We start from the raw sequence: 21,356 nt of genomic DNA on the forward strand, positions 1-21,356 counted from the left end.
CGACAGCGGTGCGGCAGGCGCGCCGCTGTCGGGCGGCACTCCATTCGCTCGATAGGTCGGCAGGTGCCGTCGCTGATGGCGCCGGCAGCCCCTTTAGTAACGGTCGCGGTGCTCTCTTCGCTCGAAGCCTAATCCCAAGGGATGGGCGAGGGCGCCGAAGCTCTCATTCGTTCGGGCGGGCAAGCCCGCGTCGGGCCTGCCGGACACTCTCCTTGCATTGACAGGCTGCATTGCCGGTAGCACGCTTGGGCGTTGGGGTGACGCTCGTGGTCGCGATCATCCGCGCATTGCCGGGGGGAGCCATGCCATTCCTTCGCATCGCCTTGTCCGTTCTGCTGGTGCTTTTCGCATCGGAGGCGCTGGCCGAAAAGCGTGTGGCGCTGGTCATCGGCAATTCCGCCTATCAGCATGTGGCCACCTTGCCCAATCCCGGCAATGACGCGCGCGACATGGCGGCAAAGCTCGAAGGGCTGGGCTTCGAGGTGGTGACGGGCGCCGATCTCGACCTCTCGGGCGTGCGCCGTGCGGTGCGGGACTTCGTCGGCCGGCTCGACGGCGCCGACCTCGCGTTGTTCTTCTATGCCGGCCACGGCCTGCAGGTGAACGGCGAAAACTATCTCGCCCCCGTCGATGCCACGCTCGCTTCCTCTGTCGATCTCGAATTCGAGGCGGTGCCGATGAACCTGATCCTGTCGGCGATGGAGCGCAGTACACGGGTCAATATCATCCTGCTCGACGCCTGCCGCGACAATCCGCTAGCGGTCAATCTCGCCCGCTCGATGGGCACGCGCTCCGCCTCGGTCGGCCGCGGCCTTGCCAAGGTCGGCACCGGCATCGGCACGCTGATCGCTTTCTCCACCCAGCCCGGCAATGTTGCCCTCGACGGATCGGGGGGCAATTCGCCGTTCACATCGGCGCTCTTGAAACATCTCGGCCAGCCGGGGCGCGACATTACCCGCGAACTGATCGACGTGCGCCGCGACGTGCTGGCGGCAACCGGCGGCAAGCAGGTGCCCTGGGACAATTCCTCGCTGACCGGCGAAGTGGTGCTGAAGCCCGCCGTTGACGGCAAGCCGGCGCCGGCCGAGGCGCCTGCGACGGGTCAGGCCGCCGAGCTTGCCTATTGGGAAACGATCAAGGATGCGACCGACCGCGACCTCTTCGACGCCTATCTGCAGCAATATCCCGACGGTGCGTTCGCATCGCTCGCCAAGGCAAAGATCAAGATCATCGAGCGGGCTTCAGTGCCTACATCCGAAGGCGTGCCCGGCGGATCGGGTGGCCAGGCCGTGGCGGCCATCGATCCGGCGCTGGCCGCGCCCAATGCCGACGACACGACATTGGCCCGTTCCGTACAGGTGGAGCTCAACCGGCTGGGCTGTCGCGCCGGCAGCGAGGATGGCGTCTGGGGTGCCGGCAGCCGCAAGGCGCTCGAAGCCTTCGGCAAGTTCGCAAAGGTCGACCTTGCGACGCTCGAACCCTCCAGCGACGTGCTCGGTCGCCTGAAGTCGGAGAAGGTGCGGATCTGCCCGCTTGCTTGCGGCCGTAACGAAGAGGCGAAGGATGGGCGCTGCGTCACAATCCGGCGCGAGGCGAAGCTGCCGCAACCAGGCGAGACGCAAGGCACGATCAAGGCACCGCAGAAAAACACCGGCACCCGTGCGATCAGCCCACCGGCCGAACTGCAGAAAAAGAGCTTTGCCAATTGCCCCGCAAATGCCGATGTCGCGTTCCGGCAGATGTTTGCCCGCGGCTCGGGCCGGGGCCGCATGACGATTTCCGCCACCCATTCCTGCGGCCGGGCCTTTGCCTGTCATCGCACCGCAAGGGGCCAGCCGTGGGATTGCGGCTGGCGGTGAAGCGGACAGCGCATGCTGGCGCCATCGAACGGGGTTGGCGTGAAGGACGGCGGCGTTTCTCAACCCTCGCGCGTCATTTCAGGGCTTGATTTCGCTGCCGCATGCGCAAGGATCGCCGCGATGGTCAAGGCCGGTTCCGGCAAGGGAGGACACCCCATGAAGCTCCAGCTTATCCGCAATGCGACACTCAAGCTCGACTATGCCGGTCACACGGTGCTGATCGATCCCTTTCTAGGGCCGAAGGACAGCCTGCCGTCCTTTGCGGGGCGGGCGCCCAATCCGCTGGTCGGGCTGCCGTTCGACACCGATACCATTCTTGCCGGGGTCGAACTCGTCATTATCTCGCATCTGCACGAGGACCACTTCGACGACACCGCCAAGCATCGCTTGCCGAAGGGGCTGCCGATCTTCTGCCAGCCGGGCGACGAGGAGGCGATCCGTGGCGCTGGTTTTCGCGACGTCACGCCCCTTCTCGGCAAGGCGCAGTGGCAGGGCCTGAAGCTCACCCGACGTGACGGCAGCCACGGCCTTGGTCCTGTCGTTCAGGACATGGGGCCGGTCATGGGTTTCAGCCTTGAGGCCAAGGGCGAGCCGACGGTTTACTGGGCCGGCGACACGGTGCTCTATCCGGCCATCGAAAAGACCATCCACGATACGAAGCCGGATGTGATCGTCACCCATTCCTGCGGCGCACGCTGGGACGGCGCCCTGATCGTGATGGATGCGGCGCAGACGATCGCGGTCTGCGAGGCCTCCAAGAAGAGCATCGTGGTTGCAACGCACATGGAGGCGCTCGACCATGCGACGGTCAGCCGAGGTGATCTCCGCGCTGCTGCCAGCGCCCACGGCATCGCTTTGCCCAGGCTGCTCATTCCGGATGATGGCGACGTGTTGACCCTGATACCGACCGTGGTCTAGGCGGCCGACAGGTCGCAGCAGGCAAGCTGTTGTGCGGCACGGCTGCCGGGGGCGCCTTCTTGACCGGCTGCGGTCTTGATCCGCTCTCGCTTGCCACAGGTATCTGTGAATATTCGAAAATTCGCGCATATTAAACACAACGAAATCCTCCGCCGCAGGAGCGGTCACCGTTGTGGATCGAAAGCTCGCAGCCATCCTTGCGGCCGATGTCGCCGGCTTCAGTCGCCTCGCAGCGCTCGACGAAGAGAACACGCTTCGCGCGCTCGACCTTTGCCGGGGGCGGATTGCCGAATTGGTGGATGACCATGGCGGCCGCATCTTCGGCAGTGCCGGCGATGGTCTCGTCGCCGAGTTTCCAAGCGCTGTTCAGGCCGTCCGCTGCGCGGTGGAAATCCAGCGCGGTCTTCTCGATGCGCAGGATCTGCCCCCCGAACGCCACCTGCAGTTTCGCATTGGTGTCAATCTCGGCGACATCGTCGTCTCGGGAGACGATCTGCTTGGCGACGGAGTCAATATCGCCGCGCGCCTGCAGGAGATCGCGGTCCCGTCGGGCATCTGTATTTCCGGGGCGGTGCGCGAACATCTCGACGGCAAGGTGCCCTTCGCGCTGACCAGCCTCGGCGAGCGGACCTTGAAGAACATCCCCCGGCCCATTCTGGTTTTCCGGGTCGACTGGCAAGACGAGATCGCTGTCGGAGGTGGCGTCCTCGATGGGGCGCCGCTGGCCGGTCGCAGCAAGGACCAGCCGTCGCTCGTCGTCATGCCCTTCGACAATCTGAGCGGTCCAGGCGACGAGTACTTCGTCGACGGTGTCGTGGAGGAGATCACTGCGGCGCTCTCGCGCGTCCGGGATTTCTTCGTCATCGCGCGCCAGTCCGCCTTCACCTACAAGGGGCGCTTCGTCGACGTGCGTGACGTCGGCCGGGAGCTCGGTGTCACCTATGTGGTTGAAGGCACCGTGCGCCGCGGTGGCGACCGGCTGCGCATTTCCGTGCAACTGGTCGACGCCGAGACGCGGACCCAATCCTGGTCGGATCGCTACGAGGGCGCGATCGAGGATATTTTCGAGTTCCAGGATCGGATCGCCGCGCAGGTGGCAGGCGCCATTCACCCCGCCATCCGCGATGCCGAGATCGAGCTTGCCAAGCGCAAGCCGCCGGCCAGTCTGCGCGCCTATGATTTCGTCATGCGCGCCTTCCCCAGTCTCTGGGGGCGCCGCAGGGATAGCAACAACCAGGCGATCGAACTGCTTCGGCAGGCGATCCTGGTCGATCCCGGCTACGGCCGCGCGCATGCGCTTCTGGCGTGGTGCCATGCCTCGAGCGCCTCCTACCTATGGACCGACCGGCCGGAGCAGGAACTGGATCAGGCGCGTGCAGCGATCGAAGGTGCAGGCTCGATCAGCGACGATCCGACCGCTTTGACTGCGGCTGGCGCGGCAATGAGCATCTGCGGCGATCAGGATCGCGCCGCCACCTTTATCGAAAAGGCGCTGGCGCTTGATCCGAACAATGCCTGGGCATGGGCTCGGCTCGGCTGGATCGCGATCTTCACGGACGATCCCGCACGCGCAACGGAGCGCTTCCGGCGTGGGATGACGCTGAGCCCGAGAGACCCGCTCGCATTCAACATGAGACTGGGGATGGCTTTTTCCATGGCCATGCAAGGGGCTCTCTCCGAAGCCATTGCGATCGCCCAGGACGTCGTCAACAACTATCCTGACGTGACCTGGTCCTATCGCCACCTCGCGGCCTGGTCGGCGATGACCGGGGACATGGAGACCGCCCGATGGGCGGCGCAGAAGCTGCTGGCAGCAGAGCCGGGGTTCACGATCGAGCGGTATCGGGCACTGCCCTGGTTTCAGAGGATACCGCAGTGGCAGCATCAGATGGCCGAGGCGCTACGGCAAGCCGGCTTGCCCGAACGCTGATCGCCGCTCGCGGGATATGGGCGTTCCGTTCCCGGCCAGCCTCACGGGATCGAGAAAATGCTGATCTCGTTCGTGATGCCTCTGAGCGCGACATTGTGCGATTGCGGGTTGAGGCCGCGATCGCTGAGCAGGCTCGAGGCGCGCGGATCGTCGAGCACCGAACCGGTCGCAAAGATTTCGCGCGAGCTGGCGAGGTGTTGCACCCGAGAGGCGATGTTGACCGTCTGGCCGAAATAGTCCTGCCGCTCGTTGAGGCTGACGGCGATGCACGGTCCCTCGTGGATGCCGATTTTCAGCAGCAGGTCTTCCGAGCCGCGGTCCTCGTTCAGCTGTCGCATGGCGTCGCGCATGCGCATGGCGGCCGCAACCGCCCGGTCCGGCGTCGGGAAGGTGGCCATGACGGCGTCGCCGATCGTCTTGACCACCGCGCCGGCTTCCGCCGCAACGATCTCGTTGACGACGCTGAAATGGGTCTTCACCAGATCGAAGGCGGCGAGGTCGCCGACCCGCTCGTAAAGCTCGGTCGAGCCGCGCAGGTCGGAGAAGAGAAAGGTGAGACTGGTGATCTTCAGCCGCTGGTCTACGTCGATCGTGTCGGTGCGGTAGATGTCGCGGAAGGTCTGGTTGGAGAGCAGCCGCTTGGCGGTCAGGAACGGCCGGCGGCGGCCGAGGATATCGTGCAGCGCGTCGTTGGCGATGCAGACCGAGGGCAGGGTGCGGACATCCGTGTGGTTTTCCACCTGGATGCGCAAGGGACCGGGCTGCATGGTCAGCGCTTCGTCGTGGCGATGGCCGCGGTCGAAGACCAGCGACAGCGTGCGCCGCTCCTTGGTCGGCTCGCCCTTGACGTCGATGAACTGCGCGGCATGGGTGACCGGCTCGAAGATGATGATGAATTCCGCCGGCATCTGCAGCGAGATCACCGCCTTTTCGCCGGGCGGCAATTCCAGCGCCTCGATCATGAAGTCGTCGACCTGGGCCTCGTAGCCCTCCTCGGGCAACTCGATGCCGGAGCCCCAGTAGATCTGCCGGAAGTATTCGAGCGGCGTCAGTTCGTGCGGGCTGTGGGCCTCGATGTGGCGTATGCGCGGGTTCACGGTGAAGGTCACCTCCACCATCTCGTCCAGCGTCGGCTCATAGCCGGCGGCGCAGAGAGAGCAGGTATAGGTGTCGCTCTGCACGGTCTTCAGCGAGGTGTTGGCATCGAGTACTCCGCCGCAGCCGGGGCAAAGCACATTCCAGGAAAGCTCGAAAAGGCCGAGGCGGGAAGCATGCAGGAAGGCGGCGATCGCCTTCTCCTCGTCGAGCCCGTGCTCGGCGGCAAAGGCGAGTGCGTTGATGCGGCCGAGTTTGCGGTCCGGCGCTTCCCGGACAAATCGCTCCAATACGCCGGCGATTTCAGGCTGCACGGTCTGGCGCAGCATATCGAACAGAGGCTGGGCTTCACTCATGCCGGCATCCTACACCGAAAACGGGCGCCGGGGCAGACGGTTTATCGGTGAGGATTGGTCGAGGGGAAAGCGGCCGACCGCCTTCCCGTCATTCGCTACGCTCTACCTCGCCAGCACTCCTCAGGCTACCTTGCGGTCGCGACCGAAGGGATCGCCAAGCACGGACTCCGTGTGCAGACAGGCCTGCCAACCGCTGTTCTCGCGTATCCAGGTGGTGGCGTCGGCGGCTTTCAGTGTCAAAGGCTGCCCGTCCACATCCATCTCTTCCGTCACCGTATAGGCGATGACGGCGACGTCCTCGCGCGGAAAGACCACGCTGACGTCGTCGAGGCGGAACGACTTGAGCTTCCAGGAACGCTCGGCCTGTTCTGCCATTCTGCGATAGTCGTCCGGCGTGAGCACCGCTGCGCCTTGCGCGCCGACGACAATCGAGCGTTCGGGCAGCATGGCCACGGATGCCTCGGTGTCCTTCTCCAGAATGGTTCGCCAGAATTCCTGTTCGAGGTCGATAATCTCCTGTTCGTCGGCATGTGCCATGGTTCGTACCTCCGTTTGGCATACCGGCAGAAGGCGTCAAACCGCGAAAGGTTCCGCCAAGACAGTCGGGTTCAGGCGATCTCAGAGCGCATCTTGATGCCGGCAACAAGCGTGGGAACCGAACAACCGACCACGTCGTTTCCTTGGTCTGGCATCACGGTTGGGACAGGGGGTAGGAACATGACGGCGCTATCGGGAAAATGCCTTTGCGGTCGGGTCGCGCTCTCGGTGCGCGGCGAACCGATCCGGGTCGGCATCTGCCATTGCATGGACTGCCGCAAGGAGAGCGGATCCGCCTTCACCTTCTATGGCATCTGGCCCGCGGAACAGTTTGAATATTCGGGCGAAATTTCGGATTTCCAGGGCCGGTGCTTCTGTTCGCATTGCGGCTCGCGTGTCTTTTCGGTCGACGCGCGCGAGGCGGAGGTCAAGCTCGGCATCCTGTCCCAGGCGCCGACGCCGCTGAAGCCGAGCTACGAACTCTGGGTCAAGCGCCGGGAGCCTTGGCTGCGGCCAGTGGAGGGTGCCGCGCAGTACCAGGAAGATCGCGAACGCACAGGCGACGAGGAGCCGTCCGACACCCGCTACTAGGCCTGTTTCGCTACAAATTCGAATCCCCTTAAATGAGCATCGATTCATGCAGTGAATTGTGCTTTAGATCAAAGCGTTGCCGCCCCCGTCCGGCCGAGGCGTCGTCGGCGAGCGGACGCTGGGGGAGTGAATGTCGGCACGGCCTTCCTTACGAATTTCCACGCCGCTCAACGGACTGCTGGCAGCGCTCGGCCTTGCCGCCGTCGCGGCGCTGACGACGCGCAATATCGGCGCGACGGCGCGGCTCTCGCTGGAGCTGGTGCTTGGCGGCCTCTGGCTTTTCTATGTGCTGCAGCTGGCCGATACGCTCGCCGCCTGGCCCACGGCGGATCGTCGCGCGCTGATGCCGCATCTCGTCATCGATATGGTGGCCGTCGTCGTTCCGCTGGCCGCCTTCCTGTTCGCCGATCCGCGCGACCAGAGCCTTTATTGCGGAGTCTGGCTCTTGAAACCCTTGCGCCATTCCACCTTCTTCCGGCTGCTCGGCCGGGTGGTGGCGCGCGCCGCGCCCAATCTCGTCGGCGTCACCTCGCTCTTCGGCATCGTGCTCTTCGGCGCATCGCTGGTCGCCTATCTGATCGAGCGCGACATCCAGCCGGACAAGTTTGGCAGCATTCCGCAGGCCATGTGGTGGGCGGTGGTGACGCTGTCGACCACCGGCTATGGCGACGAGATCCCGCAGACGCTGGCCGGCCGGGTGCTTGCCGGTCTGGTGATGATGAGCGGTATCGGCATCTTTGCGCTCTGGGCGGGCATTCTCGCCACCGGGTTTTTCGAAGAAGTGCGCCGCCAGGATTTCGTGCGCAACTGGCAGCTGGTCGCGGCGGTGCCGCTGTTCGAAAAGCTCGGCTCGGCCGCCTTCGTCGAGATCGTCAGGGCATTGCGGCCGCGGGCGGTGCCGGCAGGTAGCATCATCTGCCGCAAGGGCGAGCCGGGCGACCAGATGTACTTCATCGTCGAGGGGCGCGTGACGATTGCAACGTCGTCACCGACGCCGGTCGAGCTGGGGCCCGGCAGTTTCTTCGGCGAGATGGCGCTGATATCGGGTGAGCCGCGCTCTGCGACCGTCACGGCCGCCACAGAGGTCTCTTTGCTGTCGCTCTATTCGGAGGATTTCCAGATGCTGTCGAGCAGCAATCCGGAGATCGCCGAGGTCATCCGCCGGACCGCCGAGACGCGGCGTGGCCGAACCCCGGAGGCATGAGAAAAGCCGGCGTCACGGCGGCCGGACGTCTCAAGCCGGCACGCCGGTCTCGTTAATTCGCCGGCCGCTTATTAACACCGAAGAAAGCCTTTCTCCTCTAGCATGGCGCCTGCAAGTTACAGCGACTAGGCGGGCATGAAGAACGCGCGGAGCTGTAGGGGGACACTCTTTCACATAGGCGTTCAATGTCATTTTTTGGCGTTTCCGGAATGTATTATTCCGGCGAATCCCTTGCCGAGCACCGCATCGTGCTTGCCGAGGACTCCAACCTCTTTTCCTCGATGGTCTCGAAGCGGCTGAAAGAGCTGTTCGACATCGATGTCATCGTCTGCCGCGACTATGACGATCTGCAGTTCGCCGTCGAAAACGCGACATTCCCGGCCTCGCTCGCCATCTCCAACATCAACCTGCCGGGGGCGGAAAACGGCGAGGCGCTCAACTACCTGATCGAGATGAGCGTGCCGACCGTCGTCTTCACCGGCTCGTTCCAAGAATCAACGCGCGAGAAGATTCTGGCCAAGGAGATCGTCGACTACGTCATCAAGGACAGCGTCTTTGCCGTCGACATGCTGGCGGAATCGGTCTGCCGGTTCCTCACCAACCACAAGCACCATGTGCTGATCGTCGACGACAGCCCGACCGCACGCGCGCTGCTGACGACGCAGCTCAAGCGCTACAACTTCCGCACCAGCTCGGCCGAAAACGGCGCGATGGCGCTGGAGCTCCTCAAGAACAATCCGGACATCGGCCTCGTCATCACCGACTACAACATGCCCGATATCGACGGCTTCGAGCTGACGCGGCGCATTCGCAGTTCCTACGGGCCGCACCAGCTGCGCATCATCGGTGTTTCGTCGTCGACCAACCGGCTTCTGTCGGCGCGCTTCCTCAAGGCCGGCGGCAACGACTTCGTCGTTCGTCCCTTCGTCAACGAGGAATTCTACTGCCGCGTCAACCAGAACCTGGATACGCTGACCAAGATCCGCACACTCAGTGAAAAAGTTAGGGTTCCTGCTTAACCATCAATGCAGGATGGGTAAAAACCCCTAAGAATTATTGGGTGGGCGCATCAAAAACGCCGCGCACAGGTTGCCGTATTAACGAAATTGCAATCCGAACGGTCTTCAATCCGCCGCAGCAGGAGCGGGGAACCCGGTCACACGGATCACGCCGGCCGAAAGGCCAGGCGCGGCAAGTGGCCGGGTTGAAGATTTCGGGAGCCAGCGTCACCCCTTGAGGGAAGCACGCCTGTGGCTCGAGAGGGGTTGCAGGGACGTGAGATTGCGCCGCACGCCAGGCCGGCTGAATTCTGTGCAGAAGCACAGTGACAAGCGCATGCTGCTTGTCGAAGATTCCCGGATGTTTGCGACGGCGCTGAAGTACGGGCTTGAGTCCGTCCACGGCATTCGCGTTACCCATTGCAACTCGCTGGCGGCGCTGAAGGAAGCGCTGGAGCAGGCGCCGGAGAGCTTCTCGCTCGCCGTTCTCGATCTCAACCTGCCGGATGCGCCCAATTGCGAGGCGCTCGAATTTATCCTCGACAACCAGGTGCCGGCCGTCGTCTTCACCGCGGCCTTCAACGACCATACGCGCGAGGAAATCCTCAGGCGCGGCGCGCTCGATTGTGTCATCAAGCACCAGCCGGAATCGATCAATCTCTTGATTGGCGCCGTCGATCGGGCGCTGACCAACGGCAAGACGACGGTGTTGCTTGCTGATTCCGATGCCGCCTCGCGCAGCGAACTGGCCGGCATCTTGAGGCGCAAGCGGATTTCCGTCTGCGAGGTCGCATCTGCCGCCGATGCGCTGCAGGTGCTCGACAGCGGCGAGGCCGTCGATCTCGTCGTCACCGACCTTGATCTCTCCGACATGTCCGGCGCAGCGCTGCTTGCCGAGGTGGAACGGCGGCGGGGCGACGGCGCGGTGCCGGTCATCGGTCTCTCCGACAGCGGCGACCGGCGTGCCGGTGCCCGCTTCCTCGAAGCGGGCGGTACGGATTTCATTCAGAAGCCCTTCCTCGAAGCGGAGTTCAATGGGCGCATTGCGCAGGCGGCCGGTGTGCAGAAGCGGCTGCAGACGCTGCAGCGGCAGGCGGCCAGCGACTACCTCACCGACCTCTACAACCGCCGGCACTTCTTCGTCGCGGGGCCGCGGTTGGTCGAGCAGTGCCTCAGGCGCGGCGAGCCGACGGCGATCGCCGTGCTTGATATCGATCATTTCAAGCGCCTCAACGACACCTATGGCCACGAGATCGGCGACATCGTGCTGAAGCATGTGGCCAAGCGCCTCTCCGTGCTCGTTGGCGAGGACCATCTGCTCGCCCGCCTCGGCGGCGAGGAGTTCGGCATCCTCTTCAACGGCTGCGACGTGCGGCGCGCCTTCGCCTTTTGCGACGCGCTGCGCCTGGAACTCGCAAAATCCCGCATCGTCGCCGACGACGAGGAGCTGACGATTACCGTCTCGATCGGGCTTGCCACGATCGAGACCTCGGAGGCCTTCGAGAACTACCTGCATGCCGCCGACCAGTTTCTCTACATGGCCAAGCATGCCGGCCGGAACCGGGTGATTTCCGAGTTGGCGCTGCTCGACGCGCTGGCCTCGTAAACTGCCGGGCCAGACCGGCAGGCCCACCCTCGGAAATAATGATCCGTCACCTGTCGGCTTGGAACGAAGTCGATCGTCCTTCGGTTACCGCACATGATCAGGCGGCACGAGGAGGACCAAATCATGACCAATGTCGTTTCAAATCTCTGGTTTGCGAAGGAGGCGCGCCAGGCCGTCGACTTCTATGTTTCGCTCGTTCCCAATTCGGCAATCATCCGCGTCACCACCTTGCCGGCGGAAAGCCCGAGCGGACCGCCCGGCAGCGTGACGACCATCGAGTTCACGCTCGGCAACCAGGAATTCCTGGCGCTCGAAGCCGGGCCCCTCGATCCGTTCAACCATTCCTTCTCGATCATGATCCAGTGCGATACCCAGGAGGAGATCGACCGGATTTGGAACGCGATCAGCGAAAACGGTGGACAGATCGAACAATGCGGCTGGATCCGCGACCGCTGGGGGTTGTGCTGGCAGATCGTGCCAAGGGTGCTCGGCGACATGGTCGCCCATTCCGACCGTGCGCGCGCCAAGCGCGTCACGGAGGCGATGCTCGGTATGATCAAGCTCGATATCGCCGAACTGGAGCGGGCGTTTCACGGCTAGAAGCCGGCTGTCTCGTGGGTGCGGGACCCGCAAGTTGTGGATGCGGCAGGCGGGCCATGCCCCGCCTCCAGCGACGCTCGAGATGCCAGGCACAAGGCCGACTGCCTGCGCAACCATGGGGCGCTTTTTGTCGCGAAGACATCTACCCGTTTATGAGGGAACCTTTTATAGGATGACAAGGCTGGCCGGCGCGCGGGCACTTGGAAGCGCACTGGCTGTTGGGGGGAGACGACGTGAATTTACAGATGTTTACGAGTGTTGATGGCCGTATCGGACGTCAGGCCTGGTGGTTGGCGCAGCTCGTTATCTGCATTGCGGCGATAGCCGCGATGTTCGCCGGCGGGGCGTTGTTGGCGCTTTCGGGCGTCGACAATTATGCTGCGGGCTTCAGCCTTATGCATATGCTTGTCATCCTCATCATCACCGCGAGTTTCTATTTCGGCTTCACGGTCAACACCAAGCGCTGGCACGACCATGGCCGTTCCGGGTGGTGGAACCTTGCGCTGTTCGTCCCTGTCGTCGGGCCGCTCTTGGGCCTCGTCATGTTGGGCTTCCTCGCGGGCGAGGAGGGTGACAACCGCTTTGGTCCGCCGGTCCTACGCTTCGTCGGAGGTGGTGCCACGCGCTTCGGCCGCGCCGGTCAGTGACGCCGGGCTGTAAGTCAAAGGGCTACGGCGACGTTTGTGTGCGTCCGACAGAACGCGTGTCGCCTTCGGCGTTCATTTTTCGCCTCTGCACGTGCCAAGCGCGTGACGGTGGCGATGCCGGGCATGATCAAGCCGGATATTGCCAAGATTGAGCGTGCGAACAGCTTTGGGCCCCCGGCCGTCGGGCGTCGAGCCTTGCCGGTGCCGGATCGGTCTCAGGCTATGCCGGTCCGCCAGGACGAAGGCCGACCTTTCGGTCGTGCCCCCGCAATAGCTTTACTTGCTCTTCTGCGGATAGATCGTTTCGCCGCGCTTCAGCATCTCGACGAAGGTCTCGATCTTCTTTTTGCGCCCGGCTTCGGTCTTCATGTTGTGGGTGCGGAAGGCGAGCGCGAAGCGGTTCTGTGCGCTGAGCTTGCCAAGCATTTCGCGGGCTTCGGGCTCAGCGTCGATCGCCGCCTGCAGGTCGTCGGGGATCTGCATGTCCTTGCCGCTGGCATAGGCCCGGTCCCAGCGGCCGTCGGCCTTGGCGGCATCGACCTGTTTGAGCCCGTGCTCAGTCATCCGGCCCTCGGCAATCAGGCGCGAGACATTGTCGACATTGATCTGGCTCCAGATGCTCTTCTTGCCGCGCGGCGAATAGCGCTGGAGGAAACTCCTGTCGTCGTGCCCCTTGCGCACGCCGTCGATCCAACCCCAGCAGAGCACCGCGTCGATCGCCTCCTTGGGCGTGACCGAGGCGAGGCCGGAGCTGACCTTGTGGGTCTTGATCCACACTTCGGTTTCGCTCTGGTGGTGAGCGGCGAGCCAGTCGTAGAAGCTCTGGAAGTCCTTGAATTCGTGAACCTTGGCGGGATCGATCTCCACGGGGGCCATCGTTCGTTGTGCTCCTCGCTCCGCTGAAACGCCGACCATTCAATCCAAGACAGCGGCGCGTGCAAGCGTCATGACGGCACAAGCGGAAAGTGTCACCAACGAAAAAGGGCGGAGAAGCTCCGCCCTTGTCTGATCCATATGATTTGCCGCTTATCGCGCCATCTGCAGCGTCAGCTTGCGGTCGGCGCGCTCCTGCTGCGGCGAGCGGTTGTAGAGTTCGCGATAACACTTGGAGAAGTGCGAGGCGGAGACGAAGCCGCAGGCTACGGCCACTTCGACCACCGGCATCGACGACTGGACCAAGAGGTGCCTTGCGCGGTCGAGGCGGATTTCGAGATAGTAGCGCGCAGGCGAGCGGCCCATTTCCTGGCGGAAGAGGCGCTCGATCTGGCGGCGGGAGAGATCGGCGCCCTCGGCGATTTCGAGCAGCGAAAGCGGCTCGGCGAGGTTTGCCTCCATCAGTTCGATGATGGACAGCACCTTGGCGTTCTGCACGCCGAGACGGGCGCGCAGCGGCAGGCGCTGGCGGTCATGGGGCCCGCGCACGCGATCGGTCAGCGCCTGTTCGCAGACGCGGTTGACGAGGCTCTCGCCGAAATCCTGGTCGATCAGGTTCAGCATCATGTCGAGCGAGGCGGTGCCGCCGGCGCAGGTGTAGATGTTGCTGTCGATTTCGTAGAGGTCGGCATAGACGTCGACCTGCGGGAAGCTTTCGGAAAAGCCCGGCAGGTTTTCCCAGTGGATGGCGCAGCGCTTGCCGGTCAGAAGACCGGCCGACGCCAGCACATGGGCGCCGGTACAGAGGCTGCCGACGGCCACGCCGCGGTTATAGACCTCGCGCAGCCAGGCATTGACCGACTTGTTGTTGAAGTCCTCGACATAGATGCCGGAACAGACCAGCACCATCGAGGGGCGGTTTTCGCCGCCGAGAAACTTGCGCTCGTCTGCAAGCGACGAGTTGACCTCGAGCGCGATACCGCTCGACGACAGGACCTTTTCGCCGTCGGACGAAGCGAGGCGCCAGGAATAGGCCTCGTAGCCGAGCATGCGGTTGGCGATGCGGAGCGTTTCGATCGCCGCCGAAAAGGGCAGCATGGAAAAGTTCGGCACCAGGAAGAAGACGAGAGAACGCTTTTTGGTCAGTGGCTTGTTCATGAGGCTTCCCATGCTTGGCGATGCGGTATATTCGTCGCTTGGAAGATACTCTTCGGCTTGTCTGTTTGCGACATTCGCATGGATAGCAGCGACCGCAAAGAGATTTCGCATTGCGACATCGCGCGGTGAAAGGCGGCTCGGCCCCGCTTTCAGGCTTTTGTAAGGAAAGCGACAGTTTTTACAGCGCTGTTGACGCTATCGGACAAGAACTGCCAGAGATACGCAACATTCGCAAAGCGCTCTCCAGGGTTGTGTTTGCCGATTGCGACGCTTCACACGGCTGGTGCGGGTGTCGGTAAAAGACAAGTGAACCTCGTGGGATCGATCGCTAGCCTGATTAACGGCACTGCGAGTAGAGGTGCGAGCCAAATCGGCCGATGATCACACACCATTGGCGGCGCGTGCTTTCGACATTACATGCGATGCGGCGGTCTCTTTGGAAGGGTACTTTGCGTGGGGCAGAATCAGCCAACAGTTCTGAGGCGCGCCGTTTCGCTGCTGAAGGCCCTGTGGACTGTTTCGGTCATCGTCGCGACAACCGCCATCGGTGCCCACGCCGGATGGTTGGGCCACGGCATCGTGGGGTCGTTGGCGCTCGGGTTCGTGGGGCTTGTCGCCGGCTGTTTCCTCTGTCGGCCGTCGCTTCTCGCAGAGTTGCTGACTAGGCCGCATTGCGTTTCGGATTGCGCGGCGACACGTTCGAACGCAAAGGAAAAGGGCACCGCCTTGTCGGCGATGCCCTTCGATTCATCCGGTTCGTGACGCCCTCAGAAGGGACAGATCACGCCGTCATTCATTGTTCGGTCTTATGCACCGCATCGTCCACCGACGGGAAGCCGATGTCCTTCAGCGTGTCATAGGACAGGTTCTCGAGGGCCCGTTCCTGGCGATAACGCTTCCATACTGCCCAGGCACGAACCTGCAGATTGAAGAGACCCGGAAGGGACGAGTGGGAGGATGCCCGTTCCGAGGCCGATGAAAACTGAGTGTTGGACATTTCATGGCTCCTTCTGAGTGTCTCAGCCGGTCGCGACCATGATGGTATTTATGGCCTAACCTGACTTATCATTCCAACGAATATGTTTGATGCCTTTCATCAAACATGGTGATTGATTAGCGGGTCCGCAAACATCACGTCGTCACGGACTCTCTGTGGCAGTTTGGCGAGTTCGCGCCGGGCTTCCACCCGATTCCGCGCGATCTGTTTTTCGCGTCGTTGCCTTGCAACACCGTCGAGGACGGCGATCATTTGATTGAGGGCGTTGAGGACCATGTCGTTGCTCCTGCTATGCTCTTTTTTTACCACTGCCTGCGGCAGGCGGCTGTTACGGAGGGAACTCTTCGAAGCGGCGATAACAAGGGCTGCGGTGGACATGCGTTTCTCCTTCCTGCGTCGTCCTTGAGCTTGACTATCGGCCATTGCTGATGTTCAATCAAACGAAATGAAGTGAAGCTATCTTTCAATTTTTTTGAATGAGGTTGACGCCATGAACATGCTGATGCGCCATGCGCTTCCGCTTCTCGAAATGGACGTGCTGAAGACTTTCATCGCGATTGCCGAGACCGGCAACTTCACCACCGCCGCCGAAACCGTCTACCGCACGCCGTCGGCTGTCTCGATGCAGATCAAGAAGCTCGAAGAGATGCTCGGCTGTACGCTGTTCCTGCGAGACGCCCGCTCGGTCACCTTGACGCCGAAGGGCGAGTTGCTGCTCGGCTTTGCCCGCCGCCTGCTGTCGCTCAACAACGAAACGGTTTCCCGCTTTCTCTTGCCGGATATGAACGGCGTCGTGCGCGTCGGCGCGCCTGAGGACGTTGGCGAGCGCATCCTGCCTGAGGTGCTGAAGCGTTTCGCCGAATCCTATCCGAACGTCACGGTCGATGTGTCGATCGGTATGAGCAACGCCATGCGCAAGAAGGTGGATGAGCACCGGCTCGATATCGCCATCTTCAACAGCCTGACCGAGGGAACGCCCCGCAATGGCGAAATTCTGATGCAGGAAAAGCTGGTCTGGGCCGGCGCAAAGTGCGGCAGCGCGCATCTGAAGGATCCGCTGCCGGTGTCGATGTGGGAGGACGGCTGCGTCTGGCGGGCGGATGCGGTAGAAAAACTCGCGCGCGCCGGCCGCAAGTTCCGCATTGCGTTCCTCAGCGCCTATACCACCGGGCAGCGCGCCGCCGTGCTTGCCGGTCTCGCGATCGCGCCGCTGCCGCGTTACCTCGTCCAGGGGGAAATGGTGCAACTCGGCGAGCGCGACGGCCTGCCGGATCTCGGCCACTACAATATCGGCCTGCAGGTGATCAGCGATGCGCCGGCGCCTGTACTGGCGGTCGCCGACCATGTGCGCGACGCCTTCGCCGATCTGCAGGTCCAGTAAGGGGAGATATCGCGGTTGCGCTCTTCCCGGTCGCTGCCCGCCGCCTTCCTGTCGTCCTGGCCACTTTCGTCGGGTGCCCGGCCATGAGCGAACGGTCGCGCGTCCTCGATCCGATCGACCGCCTGTCGGAGATCATCTTCGGCCTCTTGATGGCGCTGTCCTTCACGGGAACCATGAGCACGGTCACGGCCGGCGAGGGCGGCGTCAATGCCGTGCTTGTCGCTGCCCTCGGCTGCAACATCGCCTGGGGCATCGTCGACGGCGTCATGTATGTGCTGACGACGGTGGTGGAGCGCGTGCGACGGCGCGGTTTTCTCGACAGGCTCAGGTCTGAGCGGCTCGATCGCGCCCGCGAACTGTTTCTCGAAAGCCTGCCGGACGATGTGCGCCGCGTCTCTTCGCCCAAGGAAACGGAAGCGCTGCTTGTCCGGGTGAGGGCGCTCTCCGCCGACCCCAGGCACAGGGTGGTGACCGCACACGACCTTAAGGCAGCCGTCGCGATCTTCCTGCTGGTCGTCGCCTCGACGTTGCCGCCAAGCATTCCCTTCCTGCTGACGGACAATGTCGCGCTCGCCATGCGCGCCTCCAACGCCATTGCGCTCGTCATGCTCTTCGTCATCGGCGCACGCCTCGGCCGCTACATGGGCCGAAGCCCCTGGCCGATGGCCTTTGCGATGGCTGCGATCGGCGCGGTTCTGGTGGCGGTGACGATCCTCTTTGGCGGATAACTTTCGTCCTTGAGCGACGAGGGTTTGCTCACACCTTGATCGGTGCCTGGCGGATGTGGATTTCGATCAGCCGTTTCAGTTCTGGCAGATCCCGGGCTTCCAGCGCGTCGACCATCAGGTGGTGCTCGCGGGCCGATTGCTCGATGCGGGCGCGGGTGCGCCATTGCGATACCGGGGCCGATACGGTGCGCTGGCGGATTTCGGCAACGACGTCGACGAGTTCGGAATTGCCCGAGAGCATGAGAAGCGCGCGGTGGAAGGCGAGGTTGGCGTCATAGTGCTCCATGATGGAGCCGCGAAACGACATCTCGTCGAACTGCCGGGCGAGTTGCCGCAGTTCGGCGATGGTGGCGGGCGTTGCATTGGCAACCATGCGGTCGGCGACGCCGGTTTCGAGAATCACGCGGATATCGCTGATTTCCTGCGTGCGCTGGTCGTCGAGTTCATAGACCTGGTAGCCGCGGTTGGGATTGTGCTGCACCAGCCTGCGCTGCGACAGCCGGTCGAGCGCCCGGCGCACCTCCGGCCGCGTGCAGTCGTAGCGGCGCTCCAGGTCGATCTGCTTCAGCCAGGCGCCGGCCGGCAGGGTCCCGGTCAGGATGTCGTGCAGCAGGAGGTCGGTAACGTCCTTCTTGTCCTCGGGCTTTTCCTCGGTCGCCAGCATTTCCGTCAGATCGTCGCTCATTCCTGCCTTACACTCTCTTTCCGCCTGTCACCGGCCTCTGACGCACGTTGCTGGTGCATGTCCCAGGTCCCCGGCGCGTGCCTCGCGTCGCCCGCCGCAGCGGAATTGGCTCCATTTTTGGAGAAACTATGATGCTGTCCTGAACAATTCAATGCGGGAGAGCGGCGTTGCCTGCCTGCCTCTCGCCGTTGTGCACATCGCTTGAAATGTTTCAGGACCCTCTTGTGTATCCAAAAATGTTATCATAAATTGGCGCCAATTCTGGTTACTATTGTTGCGGAAGTCAAGAAACGATGAAAAATGCCGATGCCGTCTGGGACCTCCTCGAAGCCAAGCGCGAACGGTTCTTCGTGCTCAGCGACCGGGTCTGGGATACGCCGGAAACCAATTACGAGGAGTTTTCCTCGTCGGCCGAACACGCCGCGCTGTTGGAGGCCGAAGGTTTCCGTGTGTCGCGCGGCATCGCCGGCATGCCGACGGCGGTGATGGGCGAGGCGGGCGAGGGCGGGCCGGTCATCGCCATTCTCGGCGAGTTCGATGCGCTGCCGGGCCTCAGCCAGGAGGCTGGTGTCGCAGAGGAACGGCCTCTGGTCGACGGCGGCAACGGCCACGGCTGCGGCCACAATCTGCTCGGCGCCGGCGCGATGATGGCGGCGACCGCCGTCAAGGATTACCTCGCGGCCAGCGGCATCAAGGGGCGGGTGCGCTATTACGGGTGCCCGGCGGAAGAGGGCGGCTCGTCCAAGGGCTTCATGGTGCGCGCTGGCGTGTTCGACGATGTCGATATCGCGATTTCCTGGCACCCCGCACCCTTTGCCGGCGTCAACAACCCCATTTCGCTTGCCTGCAACGAGCTCGACTTCCGCTTCAGCGGCCGGGCGTCGCATGCATCGGCCGCCCCCCATCTCGGCCGCAGCGCGCTCGATGCGCTCGAACTGATGAATGTCGGCGTCAACTATCTTCGCGAACACATGCCATCGTCGGCGCGCATCCACTATGCGGTGACGGACACCGGCGGCAACGCGCCGAACGTGGTGCAGGCCCGCGCCAAGGCGCGCTATCTCGTGCGCGCCCGCAGCCTGCCGGAACTGCTCGATCTCGTGGAACGTGTCCGCAGCGTTGCCAAGGGCGCGGCGCTGATGACGGGCACCACGGTCACGGACGAGATCGTCAGCGGCGACGCCAACCTCGTCGGAAACACCCCGCTCGAAGCGCTGATGCACCGCCAGCTTGAGCATCTGGGACCGCCGCAGTTCGACGAGGACGATCGGCGGACGGCGGCAAAGTTCCAGGAGACCTTTACCGGCGAGGATATCGCCTCTGCCTTCGAGCGTTTCGGGCTCAAGCTGCGACGGGGCGTTTCGCTCTGCGACACGATCTTTCCGCCGGAAAACGGCGCCGGCACGCTTGTCGGCTCCACCGATGTCGGAACGGTGAGCTGGGTGGTGCCGACCGTGCAGATGCGCGGCGCGACCTACGCGATCGGCACGCCCGGCCATTCCTGGCAGCTGGTGGCGCAAGGCAAGCTGCCGGCCGCGCACAAGGGCATGGAGCACGCGGCCAAGGTGATGGCGAGCACGGCGGTGGAGCTGATCCTCGATTCCGCGCTCATTGCCGCCGCCAAGGCCGACCATGCCGCAAGGCTCGAGGGTACGCCCTTCGTCAATCCCATTCCTGACGATGTCGACCCGCCGATCCCCGGGGTGAGCCATGGTTAAGTCATCGATCGACAAGCGAAGGGAGGCGCTGCGATGACTGAGCCCGGTTTCCTCGACATCATCAGCTTCGGGCCGGACGGCTGGGGCCCGGCGCTTGCCGCCGGCGCCTGGATGACGATCCTGATCGCGATTGCCGGTTTTGCGATCGGCGGCCTCATCGGCACCTTCGGCGCCTGGGCGAAGATCTCCGGCGGCCCGGTCGTCCGTGGCTGCGCCGAGGCCTACACGACGGTCCTTCGCGGCATTCCCGACCTCCTGGTCATCTATCTCTTCTATTTCGGCGGCAGCGCCGTCGTGACGGCCATCGGCCAATTGTTCGGTGCGGAGGGTTTCGTCAGCTTCCCCGGTTTCATCGCCGGTGCACTTGCGGTCGGCATCACCTCAGGCGCCCAGCAGACCGAGGTCTATCGCGGCGCCTTCCGCGCCGTGCATCCGGGCGAGTTGGAGGCGGCAACCGCCTGCGGCATGGGCCGGCTCCTCAAGTTTCGCCGCATCATTGCACCCTTGACGCTGCGTTATGCGCTGCCCGGTCTCGGCAATGTCTGGCAGGTGGTGTTGAAGGAGTCCGCACTGGTGTCGGTCACGGGTGTCGTCGAACTCTTGCGTCAGGCGCAGATCGGCGCCGGATCGACCAGCCGTCCCTTCGACTTCTTCTTCATCGCAGCCATGATCTATCTCGCGATTTCGACCGTGTCGGGCCTGGTTCTTCAGGTTACCGAGCGCCGGTTCTCGCGCGGCGTCAGGAGGGGCTGATGGATATCAAATTTGCCCTCGAAACCTTCTGGAGCTTGGCGGCGGCGCTGCCGCTGACGCTGGAGCTTGCCGCGACATCGATCGCGCTTGGTTCGGTGCTGGCTCTTGGGCTGGCGCTCTCCCGTCTGTCGGGCATTCTTGCGCTCGATCTCTTTGCCCGCACTTACGTGTTCCTGTTTCGCGGAACGCCGCTGCTCGTGCAGATCTTCCTGATCTATTACGGCCTCAGCCAGTTTCCCGCCGTCCGCCACAGCATCTTCTGGCCGCTTCTGCGCGAACCCTACTGGTGCGCCGTGCTGGCGCTGATGCTGAACACGGCCGCCTATGCGAGCGAAATCATCCGCGGGGGCCTCCTTTCGGTTCCGCACGGCCAGGTCGAGGCAGCGCGGGCCTGCGGCATGGGGCGCGTCATGATCTTTCGCCGCATCGTCATGCCGCAGGCGCTGCGCCAGGCGCTACCCGGTTACGGCAACGAGATGATCTCCATGGTCAAGGCGACCTCGCTCGCCTCGATCATCACGCTGATGGAAATCACCGGCGTCGCCGCCAAGCTGATCTCGGAGAGCTACCGGGTGATCGAGGTCTTCGTCGTCGCCGGTCTCATCTATCTCGCCATCAACTTCGCGCTGACCCGGCTCGTTGCGTTTGCCGAACACCGGTTTAACCCGCAGCTGCGCGCGCCATTGCCGATCTCCGCCGAACTCAAGGGAGAAGCCCATTGA

21 protein-coding genes are annotated in these 21,356 nt (G+C 63.4%); 14 read left to right on the top strand and 7 right to left on the bottom strand.

Annotation, left to right across the window (positions count from 1 at the left end; genetic code table 11):
• Positions 1 to 302 precede the first annotated feature (302 nt).
• The 3 genes from ASE71_RS22000 to ASE71_RS22010 all read left to right on the top strand — a co-directional run bounded on the left by ASE71_RS22000 (position 303) and on the right by ASE71_RS22010 (position 4,707).
• Positions 303 to 1,859, top strand: coding sequence for a caspase family protein (locus ASE71_RS22000; protein WP_060520577.1), 1,557 nt, complete (start codon positions 303 to 305; stop codon positions 1,857 to 1,859).
• A 156-nt stretch (positions 1,860 to 2,015) separates the two neighbouring features.
• On the top strand, positions 2,016 to 2,777 hold the full coding sequence (locus tag ASE71_RS22005; protein ID WP_060520776.1) for an MBL fold metallo-hydrolase: 762 nt from the start codon (positions 2,016 to 2,018) through the stop codon (positions 2,775 to 2,777).
• A gap of 172 nt (positions 2,778 to 2,949) precedes the next feature.
• Entirely contained in the window at positions 2,950 to 4,707 is a 1,758-nt protein-coding gene (locus tag ASE71_RS22010; RefSeq protein ID WP_060520578.1) for an adenylate/guanylate cyclase domain-containing protein, read from the top strand.
• A 41-nt stretch (positions 4,708 to 4,748) separates the two neighbouring features.
• On the opposite strand, the gene ASE71_RS22015 is transcribed toward ASE71_RS22010, so the two are convergent.
• Both ASE71_RS22015 and ASE71_RS22020 read right to left on the bottom strand, forming a co-directional pair.
• The gene (locus ASE71_RS22015) at positions 4,749 to 6,158 is read right to left on the bottom strand and encodes an adenylate/guanylate cyclase domain-containing protein (RefSeq protein ID WP_034788105.1); all 1,410 of its coding nucleotides are present in this window, start codon (positions 6,156 to 6,158) and stop codon (positions 4,749 to 4,751) included.
• Positions 6,159 to 6,278: 120 nt separating this feature from the next.
• Positions 6,279 to 6,695 (bottom strand): nuclear transport factor 2 family protein, encoded by a 417-nt coding sequence (locus ASE71_RS22020; RefSeq protein ID WP_034788108.1) that lies wholly within the window; start codon positions 6,693 to 6,695, stop codon positions 6,279 to 6,281.
• 180 nt (positions 6,696 to 6,875) lie between these two features.
• Here ASE71_RS22020 and ASE71_RS22025 point away from each other — a divergent pair, with 180 nt between their 5' ends.
• The 6 genes from ASE71_RS22025 to ASE71_RS22050 all read left to right on the top strand — a co-directional run bounded on the left by ASE71_RS22025 (position 6,876) and on the right by ASE71_RS22050 (position 12,341).
• On the top strand, positions 6,876 to 7,286 hold the full coding sequence (locus ASE71_RS22025) for a GFA family protein (protein ID WP_060520579.1): 411 nt from the start codon (positions 6,876 to 6,878) through the stop codon (positions 7,284 to 7,286).
• Positions 7,287 to 7,416: 130 nt separating this feature from the next.
• Entirely contained in the window at positions 7,417 to 8,490 is a 1,074-nt protein-coding gene (locus ASE71_RS22030; protein ID WP_060520580.1) for a cyclic nucleotide-gated ion channel, read from the top strand.
• Positions 8,491 to 8,675: 185 nt separating this feature from the next.
• On the top strand, positions 8,676 to 9,509 hold the full coding sequence (locus ASE71_RS22035; protein ID WP_034788121.1) for a response regulator: 834 nt from the start codon (positions 8,676 to 8,678) through the stop codon (positions 9,507 to 9,509).
• A gap of 292 nt (positions 9,510 to 9,801) precedes the next feature.
• Positions 9,802 to 11,094, top strand: a complete 1,293-nt coding sequence (locus ASE71_RS22040; protein ID WP_226020692.1) for a sensor domain-containing diguanylate cyclase — start codon at positions 9,802 to 9,804, stop codon at positions 11,092 to 11,094.
• Positions 11,095 to 11,217: 123 nt separating this feature from the next.
• Complete coding sequence (locus tag ASE71_RS22045) at positions 11,218 to 11,694, top strand: VOC family protein (protein ID WP_034788525.1); 477 nt, start codon at positions 11,218 to 11,220, stop codon at positions 11,692 to 11,694.
• Positions 11,695 to 11,939: 245 nt separating this feature from the next.
• Positions 11,940 to 12,341, top strand: a complete 402-nt coding sequence (locus ASE71_RS22050) for a DUF805 domain-containing protein (protein ID WP_060539312.1) — start codon at positions 11,940 to 11,942, stop codon at positions 12,339 to 12,341.
• Positions 12,342 to 12,617: 276 nt separating this feature from the next.
• Here ASE71_RS22050 and ASE71_RS22055 read toward each other — a convergent pair whose 3' ends face one another.
• From ASE71_RS22055 to ASE71_RS22075, 4 genes are all read right to left on the bottom strand, one after another.
• Positions 12,618 to 13,217: a YdeI/OmpD-associated family protein gene (locus tag ASE71_RS22055; protein ID WP_060520583.1), complete on the bottom strand. Its 600-nt coding sequence runs from the start codon at positions 13,215 to 13,217 to the stop codon at positions 12,618 to 12,620.
• A 150-nt stretch (positions 13,218 to 13,367) separates the two neighbouring features.
• The gene (locus ASE71_RS22060) at positions 13,368 to 14,372 is read right to left on the bottom strand and encodes a GlxA family transcriptional regulator (protein ID WP_060520777.1); all 1,005 of its coding nucleotides are present in this window, start codon (positions 14,370 to 14,372) and stop codon (positions 13,368 to 13,370) included.
• 793 nt (positions 14,373 to 15,165) lie between these two features.
• Complete coding sequence (locus tag ASE71_RS22070) at positions 15,166 to 15,369, bottom strand: DUF1127 domain-containing protein (RefSeq protein ID WP_034788135.1); 204 nt, start codon at positions 15,367 to 15,369, stop codon at positions 15,166 to 15,168.
• Positions 15,370 to 15,468: 99 nt separating this feature from the next.
• Complete coding sequence (locus ASE71_RS22075) at positions 15,469 to 15,747, bottom strand: hypothetical protein (protein ID WP_051659126.1); 279 nt, start codon at positions 15,745 to 15,747, stop codon at positions 15,469 to 15,471.
• A gap of 112 nt (positions 15,748 to 15,859) precedes the next feature.
• Here ASE71_RS22075 and ASE71_RS22080 point away from each other — a divergent pair, with 112 nt between their 5' ends.
• Positions 15,860 to 16,750 (top strand): LysR substrate-binding domain-containing protein, encoded by an 891-nt coding sequence (locus tag ASE71_RS22080; protein ID WP_034788138.1) that lies wholly within the window; start codon positions 15,860 to 15,862, stop codon positions 16,748 to 16,750.
• An 83-nt stretch (positions 16,751 to 16,833) separates the two neighbouring features.
• The gene (locus tag ASE71_RS22085; RefSeq protein WP_060520584.1) at positions 16,834 to 17,478 is read left to right on the top strand and encodes a VIT1/CCC1 transporter family protein; all 645 of its coding nucleotides are present in this window, start codon (positions 16,834 to 16,836) and stop codon (positions 17,476 to 17,478) included.
• Between the two features lie 28 nt (positions 17,479 to 17,506).
• Here the strand turns inward: ASE71_RS22085 and ASE71_RS22090 are convergent, their stop codons facing one another.
• Complete coding sequence (locus tag ASE71_RS22090) at positions 17,507 to 18,163, bottom strand: GntR family transcriptional regulator (RefSeq protein ID WP_060520585.1); 657 nt, start codon at positions 18,161 to 18,163, stop codon at positions 17,507 to 17,509.
• Positions 18,164 to 18,456: 293 nt separating this feature from the next.
• Here ASE71_RS22090 and ASE71_RS22095 point away from each other — a divergent pair, with 293 nt between their 5' ends.
• From ASE71_RS22095 to ASE71_RS22105, 3 genes are read left to right on the top strand one after another with little or no spacing between them, the layout of a single operon-like run.
• Positions 18,457 to 19,881, top strand: a complete 1,425-nt coding sequence (locus tag ASE71_RS22095) for a M20 family metallopeptidase (protein WP_060520586.1) — start codon at positions 18,457 to 18,459, stop codon at positions 19,879 to 19,881.
• A gap of 33 nt (positions 19,882 to 19,914) precedes the next feature.
• Positions 19,915 to 20,634 carry an ABC transporter permease gene (locus tag ASE71_RS22100; RefSeq protein WP_060520587.1) on the top strand — a complete coding sequence of 240 codons (720 nt, stop codon included), beginning with the start codon at positions 19,915 to 19,917 and terminating at the stop codon, positions 20,632 to 20,634.
• Complete coding sequence (locus tag ASE71_RS22105; RefSeq protein WP_060520588.1) at positions 20,634 to 21,356, top strand: ABC transporter permease; 723 nt, start codon at positions 20,634 to 20,636, stop codon at positions 21,354 to 21,356. The genes ASE71_RS22100 and ASE71_RS22105 overlap by 1 nt, the downstream gene beginning before the upstream one ends.

The sequence above is a fragment of the Ensifer sp. Root954 genome (genome assembly GCF_001429005.1).
GTDB lineage: Bacteria > Pseudomonadota > Alphaproteobacteria > Rhizobiales > Rhizobiaceae > Ensifer > Ensifer adhaerens.